The 12,994-nt window shown below is 69.8% G+C and carries 10 protein-coding genes and 2 tRNA genes; 8 read left to right on the top strand and 4 right to left on the bottom strand.

Annotated elements, in window-relative coordinates; genetic code table 11:
- Window positions 1-48 precede the first annotated feature (48 nt).
- From rsfS to AB5J50_RS17685, 3 genes are all read left to right on the top strand, one after another.
- Complete coding sequence (gene rsfS / locus AB5J50_RS17695) at window positions 49-492, top strand: ribosome silencing factor (protein ID WP_327428659.1); 444 nt, start codon at window positions 49-51, stop codon at window positions 490-492.
- Window positions 489-1,151: a histidine phosphatase family protein gene (locus AB5J50_RS17690; RefSeq protein ID WP_369259164.1), complete on the top strand. Its 663-nt coding sequence runs from the start codon at window positions 489-491 to the stop codon at window positions 1,149-1,151. Before rsfS ends, AB5J50_RS17690 begins: the two co-directional genes overlap by 4 nt.
- 138 nt (window positions 1,152-1,289) lie before the next feature.
- Window positions 1,290-1,362: transfer RNA gene (locus AB5J50_RS17685), tRNA-Ala, on the top strand.
- A 52-nt stretch (window positions 1,363-1,414) separates the two neighbouring features.
- On the opposite strand, the gene AB5J50_RS17680 is transcribed toward AB5J50_RS17685, so the two are convergent.
- Complete coding sequence (locus tag AB5J50_RS17680; protein ID WP_369259162.1) at window positions 1,415-2,311, bottom strand: helix-turn-helix transcriptional regulator; 897 nt, start codon at window positions 2,309-2,311, stop codon at window positions 1,415-1,417.
- A gap of 224 nt (window positions 2,312-2,535) precedes the next feature.
- Here AB5J50_RS17680 and AB5J50_RS17675 point away from each other — a divergent pair, with 224 nt between their 5' ends.
- The gene (locus tag AB5J50_RS17675; RefSeq protein ID WP_369265428.1) at window positions 2,536-3,900 is read left to right on the top strand and encodes an MFS transporter; all 1,365 of its coding nucleotides are present in this window, start codon (window positions 2,536-2,538) and stop codon (window positions 3,898-3,900) included.
- A 246-nt stretch (window positions 3,901-4,146) separates the two neighbouring features.
- Window positions 4,147-4,380: a hypothetical protein gene (locus tag AB5J50_RS17670; protein WP_010986886.1), complete on the top strand. Its 234-nt coding sequence runs from the start codon at window positions 4,147-4,149 to the stop codon at window positions 4,378-4,380.
- On the opposite strand, the gene AB5J50_RS17665 is transcribed toward AB5J50_RS17670, so the two are convergent.
- Window positions 4,349-5,533 (bottom strand): glycosyltransferase 87 family protein, encoded by a 1,185-nt coding sequence (locus AB5J50_RS17665; protein WP_369259160.1) that lies wholly within the window; start codon window positions 5,531-5,533, stop codon window positions 4,349-4,351. The two genes, AB5J50_RS17670 and AB5J50_RS17665, sit on opposite strands and share 32 nt — an antisense overlap.
- Before the next feature lie 138 nt (window positions 5,534-5,671).
- On the opposite strand from AB5J50_RS17665, the gene AB5J50_RS17660 reads away from it, so the two are divergent.
- Window positions 5,672-5,744: transfer RNA gene (locus tag AB5J50_RS17660), tRNA-Ala, on the top strand.
- Between the two features lie 49 nt (window positions 5,745-5,793).
- On the opposite strand, the gene AB5J50_RS17655 is transcribed toward AB5J50_RS17660, so the two are convergent.
- Window positions 5,794-7,413 carry an NADH-ubiquinone oxidoreductase-F iron-sulfur binding region domain-containing protein gene (locus tag AB5J50_RS17655; RefSeq protein ID WP_327428655.1) on the bottom strand — a complete coding sequence of 540 codons (1,620 nt, stop codon included), beginning with the start codon at window positions 7,411-7,413 and terminating at the stop codon, window positions 5,794-5,796.
- On the bottom strand, window positions 7,414-8,727 hold the full coding sequence (locus AB5J50_RS17650; RefSeq protein WP_369259158.1) for a cytochrome b/b6 domain-containing protein: 1,314 nt from the start codon (window positions 8,725-8,727) through the stop codon (window positions 7,414-7,416).
- A gap of 415 nt (window positions 8,728-9,142) precedes the next feature.
- Here AB5J50_RS17650 and leuS point away from each other — a divergent pair, with 415 nt between their 5' ends.
- Together leuS and AB5J50_RS17640 are read left to right on the top strand one after the other, a co-directional pair.
- Entirely contained in the window at window positions 9,143-12,031 is a 2,889-nt protein-coding gene (gene leuS, locus AB5J50_RS17645) for a leucine--tRNA ligase (RefSeq protein WP_369259156.1), read from the top strand.
- A 155-nt stretch (window positions 12,032-12,186) separates the two neighbouring features.
- Window positions 12,187-12,927, top strand: coding sequence for a hypothetical protein (locus AB5J50_RS17640; RefSeq protein WP_369259154.1), 741 nt, complete (start codon window positions 12,187-12,189; stop codon window positions 12,925-12,927).
- The last annotated feature ends 67 nt before the right edge of the window (window positions 12,928-12,994 follow it).

Raw genomic sequence — 12,994 nt, 5'->3', positions numbered from 1 at the left:
TCCGTGAGACCCTTGAGTCATTACTGACCGCCGACGGAAAGCCGCGTAGTGACCGCCACGGACCGCTCCATCGAGCTCATCACCGCCGCCGCACAGGCGGCCGCCGACAAGCTCGCGCACGACATCATCGCCTACGACGTCAGCGACGTGCTCTCCATCACCGACGCCTTCCTGCTGGCGTCCGCGCCCAACGACCGCCAGGTCAAGTCGATCGTCGACGAGATCGAGGAGCGGCTGAACAAGGAGCTCGGCGTCAAGCCGGTGCGCCGCGAGGGCGACCGCGAGGCCCGCTGGGTGCTGCTCGACTACGTCGACATCGTGGTGCACGTGCAGCACAGCGAGGAGCGTGTCTTCTACGCCCTGGAGCGCCTCTGGAAGGACTGCCCGGAGCTGGAGCTGCCCGCCGACGCCAAGGCGACCCGCGGCAAGGCCGCCGAGCACGCCAAGCTCCAGGCCGAGGAGGACTCCGCCGAACTGGGGGAGCTGCGGTGACCGCCGAGGCCGGGAAGAAGCCGGGCCGGGGCCGCCGCGTCATCCTCTGGCGGCACGGCCAGACCTCCTGGAACGTGGAGCGCCGCTTCCAGGGCTCCACGGACGTCGAGCTCACCGAGACGGGCGTGGGCCAGGCCCGCCGCTCCGCCCGGCTGCTCGCCTCGCTGAAGCCCAACGCGATCGTCGCCTCGGACCTCAAGCGGGCCGCCAACACGGCCGCCGAGCTGTCCGCCCTCACCGACCTCGACGTCACCCACGACGAGGGCCTGCGTGAGACCTACGCGGGCGTCTGGCAGGGGCTGACGCACGAGGAGATCATCGCCCGGTACGGCGACGAGTACTCCGCCTGGAAGCGCGGCGAGCCGGTCCGCCGAGGTGGGGGCGAACTGGAGACCGAGGTCGCCGACCGCGCCGCCCCCGTGGTGTTGCGGCACGCGGACAAGCTCCCCGAGGACGGCACCCTCGTGGTCGTCAGCCACGGCGGCACGATCCGCACCACCATCGGCCGTCTTCTCGGCCTGGAGTCCCAGCACTGGGAGAGCCTCGGTGGCCTCTCCAACTGCTGCTGGTCCGTCCTCGGAGAGGGCGCCCGAGGCTGGCGACTCCTGGAGCACAACGCCGGCACTCTGCCGGAGCCGGTGCTCGGCGACGACGACTGAGCGGTGCCGAGCCGGTGCCGAGCGGCGCCGGTCGGCCCCCTGTCCGGTCCCGCGGGCCCGGCGGGACCGGATTTCACTTTCCGGCTGGTCGCAGGCTAAAGTTCTTCTTGTTCGCCCCGCAGGGCGGGAAGAACGCAAGGGGCTATAGCTCAGTTGGTAGAGCGCCTGCATGGCATGCAGGAGGTCAGGAGTTCAATTCTCCTTAGCTCCACAGATCGACTCTCTTGAGTTGTCAAAGATCAGTGGTGAAGATCCCGTTCCCCTCAGGGGAGCGGGATTTTTCGTGTCCCTGCGACCGCCTGAGCATGTGTCGGTGGCCACAACCGCTCCCGCCGGTCCCGAAGAAGAGCCAGCGCCCGTCTCGCCTCCTCATCGGCCGGTGTGTACGCCACGATCCGGCACTCCGCCATCCCGTCGACGGACAGCGACACCGAGGTCATCCGCATCTCGCCCGCCGCCTCGTGCCGGAACGTCTTCACACGCGGTCCCGGCGGCAGGACGTTCCCGCCCGCCCACAGCTCGGCGAAGTGCGGGCTGGCGGCCGACAGTCTGCGTATGAACTCCTCCCAGGCCGGCTCGCCGACATGTCTGCCGTACGAGGACCGCAGCGTCGCCACCATCAAGGGCAGTTCGGAGTCCCGGAACACCACGGGGCAGTTGGGCTCGGGCACGGTGAACAGCGTCCACAGCACGTTGGGAATGCCGATGCCGAGGGTCTGCGGCACGAAGAACAGGTCGCGGAAAGGGGGGTTGGTGGCAAGGATGTCGTACCGCGAGTTGTAGACCGCGGCCGGACGCGGGTCGAGGGTGTCGATGATGCCCTGGATCTCCTCGTCCACCGTCTGCGCGGGGAGCTGGGAATCGGGCTCGTAGGGCACCTCGGCCAGGTGATACAGGTGCTCGCGCTCGGTCTGGTCGAGCCGCAGCGTGCGCGCCACCGCGTCCAGGACCTGAGGCGAGGCGTTGATCGGGCGCCCCTGCTCGAGCCAGGTGTACCAGGTGACGCCTACGCCGGAGAGCTGCGCGACCTCCTCGCGGCGCAGTCCCGGCGTGCGGCGTCGTAAGCCCGGTGGCATCCCCACATCGGCGGGGGTCACCCGCGCCCGCCTGCTGCGCAGGAAAGCGGTCAGCTCCGGCCGACGACGCTGCGTCCTGTTCACCGGCTTCACATCCCCCGTCACTCATCGTGCGTGCCGAACCCGTCCGCTGCCAGGTGCTGTCAGTACCAGCATCGGCGGGCTCTCGTTACCCGTATCCGGCCGGCATCACGCTCGATTGCATGACGACGACAACCCCCGCGGGAACAGGTCCCGCACGCGGTCCAAGTCCTGAGACCAGTAAAGACCCCGGCACTGACAATCGGCCCGGACGGCTGCTCGCGGTCGTGCTCGCGGGCCAGTTCATGGCATTGCTCGACGTCTTCATCGTGAACGTCGCGGTGCCCACGATCGGTTCCGAACTCCACGCGTCCGGCGCCGGACTGCAGCTGGTGGTCGCCGGATACTCCATCTCGTACGCCGTGCTGCTGATCACCGGAGCGCGGCTGGGTGACCGGCTCGGCCACCGCCGGGTCTATCTGGCCGGCCTCGCGCTGTTCACCGCGGCCTCGCTGGCCTGTGGACTCGCCCGGGGAACAGGGGAGTTGATCGCCTTCCGGCTGGTCCAGGGCGCCGGATCGGCCGTGATGATCCCGCAGGTGCTCAGCCTGATCCAGCGCAACTTCACCGGCGAGGCACGGGCCCGCGCCCTCGGCGCCTACTCGGCCGTCCTCGCCACCGGCGCCGCGGCCGGACAGGTGCTGGGCGGCGTCCTGGTCAGCGCCGACCTGTTCGGCACCGGCTGGCGGCCGGTGTTCCTGGTGAACGTGCCGGTGGGCTTCGTACTCCTGGCCGTCGGCAGCCGCGTACTGCCGCGGGACGACGTACACGCCCTTGAGCGCTCGCGCGGTCTCGACCTGCCGGGGCTCGTGCTGCTCGCCGCCGCCGTCTCCCTCTTCACCGTGCCGCTCGTGCTCGGGCAGGAGGAGGACTGGCCGCTGTGGTCCTGGCTGTCGCTGGGTGCGGCCGCGGTGTTCTTCATCGCGTTCTGTCTGTACGAGTCCCGGCTGGCCCGGCGGGGCGGGGCGCCGCTGATCGCGCCGAGGGTGCTGCGCCACCCCGGTATAGGCCTCGCGGTCTTCCGGCTGCTGGCCGTGATGGCGGTCAACGCGGGATTCCTGTTCGCGCTCACGCTCCATGTCCAAGGCGGCCTCGGCTACAGCGCCCTGCGCGCGGGACTCACCTTCGCGCCGACCGCGGTGATCTTCGGCCTGGTCGGTCTGACCTGGCGCAACTGGCCCGCCGCTTGGCAACGGGCCTTGACACCTGCCGGGTTCATGATCGCCGCCGTCTCGGTGGCCGGCGTCGGACGCGTACTGAAGGACGGAGGGGACGGCGGCCTGTGGCTCTACGTCGCGTTCGCGGGTGTCGGCGCGGGTCTCGCCCTCGGTTTCAGTCCCACGCTCGCCAAGGCCCTGGCCACGGTGCGGCCCGAGGACGCGGCGGATGCCAGCGGGCTGCTCGTCACGGTCACCCAGCTCGGTCAGCTGGTCGGTGTCGCGGCCTTCGGCACACTCTTCTTGAACCGGCTTGAGTCACTTGGGTCCCCCGGGGCGTATACCTCTGCGGACGCGCTCCTCGCGTGCACGTATGCGCTGGCCGCGACGGCCATGTTGGGTGCCGTGTCCGGACTGGTACGAAGGCGTCGCTGACCGTATTGCTCCGGCCGTGGCAGAATCAAACGGCCGGAAGGGGGCGCGGCCCGACGGGAGGGAGAAGCGATGCCTGCGAGCATCCTCGAGGAGGTCCATGATCGCCTCGAAGTGGCACCGAAACGGAAGAAAGCCACTCTTCTCAACTGCCCTTCCTGCGGATCGGTCCACGTCGCCCAGGTCCTCGGTGACAACGGTGGGATCTCCTACGTGTGCACGGCCTGCGGCCACAGCTGGAGCTGATCGATGGGTGCACACAGGCGGAAGTGCGATTGGTGCGGCAGTGGTACGCCAATCGTCCGCGACATGGAACCGGTCAACCACGACTACCAGTACTGGTGCGAGGAGTGCGCGCGGGCGCTGATCATAAAAGGCGACCCCATCGAGACGTACCGCGAGCTGGAGGGCGAGCCGATCTACGGGCGGCTCCTCGACGAGCACTGCACGCTCAAGCGGTTCTACTCGTTCGCCACAGCCTGACCCCGATCAGGGTCAGGAACGCGAAACCGGCTGCCACGTAGAGGGCCGACAACGTCAACTCGTCGCCCGTCTGGTGCAGTTCGAGCCTGCCCGGCCCATGCGGCACCCACCACAGCGCGTACGTGCAGAAGGCCAGGGCGGTGCAGACGGCGGCCGTCCGGTTCGTCGCAGCGAGGACCAGGACCATGGGCACGCACCAGACCCAGTGGTGCGACCACGACACGGGACTCACCAGCAGCGCCGTCACCGCGCAGGCGACCGTCGCCCAGTCCCGCCGCCCGCGCAGCTCGGCGGCCACGGCGACCGCCAGGCCCGCCGCGCCGGCCAGGGCCGCCGCCGCGATCCACCGGGTGCCGGGCTCCGTGGTGTGCAGCAGCCGGGCCAGGACGCCGCGCAGCGACTGGTTCGCGGTGTCCTCGGCGAGCCCGACCCGGCCCGCCTCGAAGACCCTGCGCGTCCAGAAGTGCCAGGAGTCGTGCGGTAGGACGGCGGCCGCCAGCAGCGTCGCCCCGGCGAACGCGACGGCGGCCCCGCGCGCGTGCCGCAGCCACCGCCCTCCGGAGCCCCGCCTTGTGTGCTCCACAACACCGGTGGCCAGTAGGAACACCACGAAGAGTGCGGGCGTCAGCTTGATCGCCGCCGCGATCCCGATGCCCACACCGGCGCAGCGATGTCCGGGCCGCCGTGACAGGTCCCACAGCACCAGGACGGCCAGCAGCAGATTGACCTGGCCGTACCGCAGTGTCGTCCAGACCGGTTCGCACCACACGGCGGCCGCCGCGATCCACCAGACGCACTCCACGCGCGCGTGGCCCACGAGCCGCAGCGAGAGGGTCACGAACGCCACAAGAAGGGCCAGGTTTCCGGCCGTCGCCAGTGTGCGCATGCCCGCCGTGTCCAGCAGCGTCAGCGGTGTGAACAGCAGCGCCGCGAACGGCGGGTACGTGGTGGGCAGATGGGCCTCGGTCGTGCGCAGCGCGTAGAGGTCACCTCCCGCGCGGACCGTCTCACCCTCCGCGCGGTACACCATCAGGTCGATCATCGACACGTGTGCGGCCCGCTGCGCGCACCAGAAGGCCGCGAACGACAGCAGGCACACCCCCAGGGCGACGGGCGCACGGCGGCGGACACGGGAGAGCGCGATCACGGTCACGAAGGCCGACACTAGCCCCCGAATCCGTACAGAAGGGAAACGATTTGGTGGTGCACCCGGGGGACCGTGTAATGTTGGCGTCGCCGCCGGGGAAACCGGGCGACACGGTCGATATGCGGCTTCGCCGCATGGCCACAAGGGGCTATAGCTCAGTTGGTAGAGCGCCTGCATGGCATGCAGGAGGTCAGGAGTTCAATTCTCCTTAGCTCCACAGACGTTGAAAGCGGGCCACCCGATCAGGGTGGCCCGCTTCTTCGTGTTCAGCGGCCGCTGCCGAGCGCGCGGCGGCCGCGCCCCTGGGACAGGACCGGCAGGTTGTTGCGCGCCGGCGCGGAGGACCGGGTGTCCTCCTCGATGCGCAGCGCGAGGGCCGGGCAGCGGCGCACGGCGCGCAGGGCCTTCGCCTCCGCGTACCGGGGCACCTGCGCCTGCGCGACGGTCGGGAAGCCGTCGGCGCCCAGTTCGAAGACCTCGGGGAGGATGTCCGCGCACAGCCCATGGCCACGGCACAGCGTCCAGTCGACGTAGATCTTCTGACGGCTGGGACCGGCCTCCTGCTGCCCCTGGCCGCCCGGGATGCCCGTCGGGGCCTGGCCGCCCTCGAAGAGCGGCAGAACGCCCTCCACGGGCCTTCCACAGCCGTTGCCGAGGACATGCGCGGCCAGGTCGTCCGTGAACGCCTTGATGGTCGACTCGATGAACATCGCCGAGCCGTCCGGGTGCGAGCAGGCGCCGCGCCGCTTCACGGCCTTGGCGACCTGCTTCACGGCCTCCAGGGCGGCCGGGCCGCCGCCGTTGAGGATGTCCTCCAGGCCGCGCGCCGCGGCGGGCAGACCGAGGTAGCAGGGACCGCACTGGCCCGCACTCTCCTCGGCCAGCCATTGCGCCACCCGCAGTGATTCACCCAGCGGACACGTCTGCTGGGTGATCGGGAGGATCGCGCCCGCGCCGAGCGCACCGCCCACCGCGTCCAGGGAGTTGCGCGAGACGATCGCCTCGTTGACCGTCGCCGCGTCCAGCCACTTGCCGTGGTAGCCGCCGGTCAGCACACCCTGCGGCATGGGCGGGGCGCCGGCCAGCTGGAGTACGTACCGCAGCGGCACACCGGTCGGGACCTCGATCACCATGGGGCGGGCGACCGCGCCGGAGACGGTGAGCATGACGGTGCCCGGCTCGTCGTACAGGCCGGTGTTGCGATAGCGGTCGGGCCCGATGCGCGCCGCGATGGCCAGCTGGGCGAACGTCTCGGCGTTGGACAGCAGCGTGGGCGCGCCGCCGACGCCGGTCTGTGACGCGCTGATCTTGCGGCCGGGCGGGATCGCCGGGCCGCCGTCGATGGAGCGGATCAGCGAAGCCGCCGCTCCGGTCACCATGCGTACCGGGTTGCGCTGCACGCGCGCGCGGAGGGCCGATCCGCGCCGGTTGCTCAGCCCGCGTTCTGCCAGCGCGGCTTCCATGGACCGCTGGGTGGACTCGCGGGTCACACCGATCACAAGGGTGCGCGCGCCCATGGCCTCCGCGGCCAGCAGGGCGCCGTCCAGGATGAGGTGCGGGGCACGGTTGATGAGCACCGTGTCCTTGCGGCAGGCGGGTTCGTCCTCACTTCCGTTGACGACCACCACGGGGCGGATGCCCTTCTTGATGGCCGACTCCGCGACCGAACGCAGCTTCTTGGCAAACGGGAAGCCCGCGCCGCCGCGGCCCTTCAGGGAGATCGCCTCGGCGAGGCCTGCCAGCTGCTCGCCGCCCATCGGTTCGAGCGGCCCGTGCACCTTGAGGTGCATGGGGAGATCCAGTCGTTCAACCAGGTCGAAACCCGACGTGAGCTGCGGAAGTCCGACGACGCGGACCTCCGGGACGTCGGGCAGGGCCTCGTTCACTTAAAAGCCTCCGGAAGGGGCGTTCCATGGTTCACCGGAGCCAGGAGCGTCGAAGGCGCCCGGCAGTACGTCAGTCGTGGGACCGCTGTCGTACGTGTCGTTGGTGTTGTACGTGCCGTAGGCGGGGTTCGTCTCACCGGTGTCGTACACGTCACTCGTGCCGTAGGCGTTGGCGGCCGAATTGTCATAGAGGGGGATGTTGAATCCCGTGTCGTTGAGGGGGTCGTACGCCGATTGGGGCGCCTCGCCGACGGGGGGCGGGGAGGGGATGGGCCAACTGCCCGAGGGGCTGCTGCCGTCGACGCGCTGGAAGGACTCCGTGGGCTGCATGTCCAGCGGCATCTGGAAGCGCTCGGTGGGGGTGGCCCCGAAGTTGTCCCCGCCGGGCGCCCCGCCGGAGGTGGCCCGGTAGGCGGCCGCGAAGCCGGGCATGCTGCCCGTGGAGGCGGGGTCGGGCGCGGCCTCGTAGAGCGGCGAAGCGGACCCCGAGCGCTGCGGGGGCACGAACGAGTCCCCCCGGGACTGGGGCTGCGCGGAGCGCGCGGTGAAGCCCGGCAGCGGGGATTCCGCGGCGGCGGCACGGGATGCCTCCAGGTCCTCGCGGGCTGCGCGGGCGCCGGGGCTGTTGTTGTCCCCGATGATCGCCAGGATCCGGTCGGCGACCTTGCGCTTGAAGGGGCCGGAGGCCGAGCGCAGGGCCAGGGCGGCCATCACGGCGACCAGGCACAGGCTGTAGAGCACGGTGACGTATGTCTTCGCGGGGCGCCCCGCGTACAGGCCGTGCACCAGGGCCGAGCACCAGGCCGGATACGCCAGCATGTGCACGGCCCGCCAGCGTGCCGCGACCGGCGCGGGGGATGCGAAGGCGCTGCGCAGCGCGCCGGTGATGGCCGTGAAGATCATCAGCAGGCCGGCCAGGGAGCCGAAGCCGATGAGTCCGTTGGTGCCCGTGATGCCGAGCCCGAAGGGGATCAGTGCGGCGACCAGGGTGGTGTGGTCGAGGGCCAGCTTGACCGTGATGTGCAGCAGGAGGAAGGCGACCGAGGAGATCGCGGTCGTCCTGTGCACGGCCTGGGCGACGAGCCGCTGACGCGTGTCGAGGAACAGCCGGTCGGTGGCGACGAGGCCCCACACCACGGAGCAGGTGAGAGCGACCAGCGACAGCACACCGGCGCCGAAGTTGAGGAAGTCGCGCAGGCTGTCGCCTCCGACCAGCACGACCATGGGTATGAGCAACAGAGCGGCAGCCGTCAGCGCCCCGTAGGCAGAGCGGCCCGGTCGGGGTATCGAGCTGTTGTTGCGACGAGGGTTCATGGGGGGTTACTCCCAACGGTTCGGGGAAGCGGTCCCGAAGCCGCACTCTAAGTCGAGCCATACCGATGGGTACGAGGTTTGAGTTATTGCGTTGTTATCAAAGGGCAACAAGGTCTTTGTGTTGTCCCTTAGAGTCCGTTACGCGAAGTAATATTTGAATATTGTTCAGCGTTTTGCGGTGATCGTGCGGGATGGCACGGGGTGCCGAGCGGTCTCGGAAGCTCGTCGCGACGCGCGCGGGGGCTGCGGTACCCTGACGCCATGCGTGCCGTACGCCTTCTGCTTAGTGAGCCGCGCTGATCAGTCCCGACCACTGACGATTCGTGGTCGGAATCGGCGCGGCGTCCCCTCCTGTGCGAGGGGATTTTTCATTTCTGAGCCGCTGGCAGAGACGATCGATGGAGCTTTGAGGATCATGAGCGAGACGAATACCGCTGCCACCTCCGAGGTGGCCGCGCCGCACCGCTACACGGCCGTCCTGGCCGCTGAGATCGAGGCACGCTGGCAGGACTTCTGGGACGCCGAGGGCACGTACGAGGCGCCGAACCCGAGCGGTGACCTGGCCGGTGACCCCGAGCTGGTCGCCAAGCCCAAGAAGTTCATCATGGACATGTTCCCGTACCCCTCCGGTGCGGGCCTGCACGTCGGCCACCCCCTGGGCTACATCGCCACCGATGTATTCGCCCGGTTCCAGCGGATGACCGGACACAACGTCCTGCACACCCTGGGATTCGACGCCTTCGGTCTGCCCGCCGAGCAGTACGCCGTGCAGACGGGCACGCACCCGCGCGTGTCCACCGAGGCCAACATCGAGAACATGAAGGTCCAGCTGCGCGCGCTGGGCCTGGGCCACGACAAGCGCCGGTCGTTCGCCACGATCGACCCGGAGTACTACAAGTGGACCCAGTGGATCTTCCTGCAGATCTTCAACTCCTGGTACGACGACGAGGCCAAGAAGGCCCGCCCGATCGCCGAGCTGGTCGCCCAGTTCGAGAGCGGTGAGCGTGCCGTTCCGGCCGTCGGCGGCACCACGCGCGCGTGGAACGAACTGAGCGCCACCGAGCGCGCCGACGTCCTGAGCGAGTACCGCCTGGCGTACGCCTCCGACGCGCCCGTCAACTGGTGTCCCGGACTGGGCACCGTACTGGCCAATGAGGAGGTCACCGCCGACGGCCGTTCCGAGCGCGGCAACTTCCCCGTCTTCAAGGCCAAGCTGCGCCAGTGGAACATGCGCATCACCGCCTACGCCGACCGGCTGCTGGACGACCTGGACGCGCTGGACTGGCCCGAGGCCATCAAGCTGCAGCAGCGCAACTGGATCGGCCGCTCCGAGGGCGCCCGCGTCGACTTCCCGATCGACGGCGAAGCGATCACGGTCTTCACCACGCGCCCGGACACCCTGTTCGGCGCCACCTACATGGTGCTGGCGCCCGAGCACCCGCTGGTCGAGAAGTTCACCCCGGCCGCCTGGCCCCAGGACGCCCACGAGGTGTGGACGGGCGGGCACGCGACCCCGGCCGAGGCCGTCGCCGCCTATCGTGCGCAGGCCGCCTCGAAGTCCGATGTCGAGCGGCAGGCCGAGGCCAAGGACAAGACCGGCGTCTTCACCGGCGCGTACGCGACCAACCCGGTCAACGGCGAGCAGGTCCCGGTCTTCATCGCCGACTACGTACTGATGGGCTACGGCACCGGCGCGATCATGGCCGTCCCGGCGGGCGACCAGCGCGACTTCGAGTTCGCGCGCGCCTTCGAGCTGCCGATCCACTGCATCGTCGAGCCGACCGACGGCCGCGGCACCGACACGTCGACGTGGGAGAACGCCTTCGGGTCGTACGACGCGAAGATCATCAACTCCGCCAACGACGACATCTCGCTGGACGGCCTGGGTGTCGTCGACGCCAAGGCCCGCATCACCGAGTGGCTGGCGCGCAAGGGCATCGGCGAGGGCACCGTCAACTTCCGGCTGCGCGACTGGCTGTTCAGCCGCCAGCGCTACTGGGGCGAGCCCTTCCCGATCGTCTACGACGAGGACGGCGTCGCCCACGCGCTGCCCGAGTCGATGCTGCCCCTGGAGCTGCCGGAGGTCGAGGACTACTCGCCGCGCACCTTCGACCCGGACGACGCGAACACGTCCCCGGAGACCCCGCTGTCCCGCAACGAGGACTGGGTCAACGTCACCCTGGACCTGGGCGACGGCCGCGGCCCGCAGAAGTACCGCCGCGAGACCAACACCATGCCCAACTGGGCCGGTTCCTGCTGGTACGAGCTGCGCTATCTGGACCCGCACAACGACCAGAAGCTGGTCGACCCGGCCATCGAGCAGTACTGGATGGGCCCGCGCGAGGGCCAGCCGCACGGTGGCGTCGACCTGTACGTCGGCGGCGCCGAGCACGCCGTGCTGCACCTGCTGTACGCGCGCTTCTGGTCCAAGGTGCTGTTCGACCTGGGGTATGTCTCCTCGGTCGAGCCGTTCCACAAGCTGTTCAACCAGGGCATGATCCAGGCCTTCGTGTACCGCGACAGCCGTGGCATCGCGGTGCCCGCCACCGAGGTGGAGGAGCGCGACGGCGCGTACTACTACCAGGGCGAGAAGGTCTCCCGGCTGCTGGGCAAGATGGGCAAGTCCCTGAAGAACGCCGTCACTCCGGACGAGATCTGCGCCGAGTACGGGGCGGACACGCTGCGCCTGTACGAGATGGCGATGGGTCCCCTGGACGTGTCCCGGCCGTGGGACACGCGCGCGGTGGTGGGCCAGTTCCGGCTGCTGCAGCGGCTGTGGCGCAACGTCGTCGACGAGGCGACCGGTGAGGTCACCGTCGTCGGCACCGAGCCGGACGAGGACACCCTGCGTGCCCTGCACAAGGCCATCGACGGCGTACGCCAGGACCTGGAGGGCATGCGGTTCAACACCGCCATCGCCAAGGTCACCGAGCTGAACAACCACCTGACCAAGGTGGGCGGCCCGGTGTCGCGAAGCGTCGCCGAGGCCCTGGTGCTGCTGGTCGCGCCGCTGGCCCCGCACATCGCCGAGGAGCTGTGGCGCAAGCTGGGCCACACCGACTCGGTCGTCCACCAGGACTTCCCGGTCGCCGACCCGGCGTACGTCGTGGACGAGGCCGTGACCTGCGTCGTGCAGATCAAGGGCAAGGTCAAGGCGCGCCTGGAGGTCTCCCCGTCGATCTCCGACGAGGAGCTGGAGAAGGTCGCGCTGGCCGACGAGAAGGTCGTCGCGGCGCTGGGCGGCGCGGGGATCCGCAAGGTGATCGTGCGGGCGCCGAAGCTGGTGAACATCGTTACGGCGTAGCCTTCTCCGCCGAGTCGGAGCCGGTGGGTTCGAGTGACTCGGGGTAGTCCCCTACGGGCAGGTTCGGGGTTCTTCTGGAACTCCGAACCTGCCCGTAGCGTTTACCGTTGAAGAGCGCGACGGCAGCCGTCGCGACAGGTCTGAGGAGGAGCGTGGTGGGAACCGTGATCGCAGTGATCGCCCTGCTCTTTCTGCTGTTCGTGGTGCTGGGCGCGTATGCCACGGTGAAGGTGGTCGGCGCCGCCAAGCGAGGCGTGGACCGTACGATCTCGCAGGCGCGCCGCACGGTCGAGGACACGACACTGCGTGCCAAGACCTTCGCCCAGCCGGGTCCGATGGGCGAGCTGGCCCAGCTCCGGCTCAAGCTGCGCACGTCGATGCGGGCCACGCAGGACGCGCTGCACGCGGGCGTGGCGGAGGACGAGTCGCTGAAGGAGTCCCTGAGCCTCTTCGAGCGGCTCAGCGCGCACGGGCGTGAGCTGGACGACGAGCTCAAGCGCCTGGAGACCGAGCCCGACCGCGGCGCGCTCGCCTCGCGGCTGCCCGGACTGCGCGAGCGCACCGAGCGGATCACACAGTCCGCGGACTCGCTGCGCTGGGCCGCGCGCGACAGGGCCCGCCGCTTCGCGGACGACGACCTGGACTCGCTGAGCGCCCAGATAGACGTGGAGGCCGGCGCGCTGCGGCACTGGACGACGGAGCCGAAGCCCGCTTCGCCCGCAGCTCCTTGGCCCCAGGCACCCGCACCGGATGCGACGACCTCCGGCGGACAGACCTGGCCGGAGACCCCGCAGTCCCGTACGGCCGAGGAGCCGACGCGCTCCGCGATCACCCCGCCCGGCCGACGCCCCGCCTACCCCTGGCAGAAGAAGCCGCGCCCCGAGAGCACGACTTGATCCGGCCGCTCCAGCCGCAGGTGGGAGGGGCCGGGCTGCCGCCCACCCGCCCCGACAGGTAACCTCC

Origin of the sequence: Streptomyces sp. R35 (genome assembly GCF_041053035.1) — a bacterium.
GTDB lineage: Bacteria > Actinomycetota > Actinomycetes > Streptomycetales > Streptomycetaceae > Streptomyces > Streptomyces lutosisoli.
Note: the sequence above shows the minus strand (reverse complement) of the source record. Positions and strands in the feature narration are given on the sequence as shown.

Bases quoted from the DNA above. Each gene is read 5' to 3' on its own strand.
- AB5J50_RS17670 (WP_010986886.1), top strand. From the start codon at position 4,147: ATGGGTGCACACAGGCGGAAGTGCGATTGGTGCGGCAGTGGTACGCCA.
- leuS (WP_369259156.1), top strand. From the start codon at position 9,143: ATGAGCGAGACGAATACCGCTGCCACCTCCGAGGTGGCCGCGCCGCAC.
- AB5J50_RS17650 (WP_369259158.1), bottom strand. From the start codon at position 8,727: ATGAACCCTCGTCGCAACAACAGCTCGATACCCCGACCGGGCCGCTCT.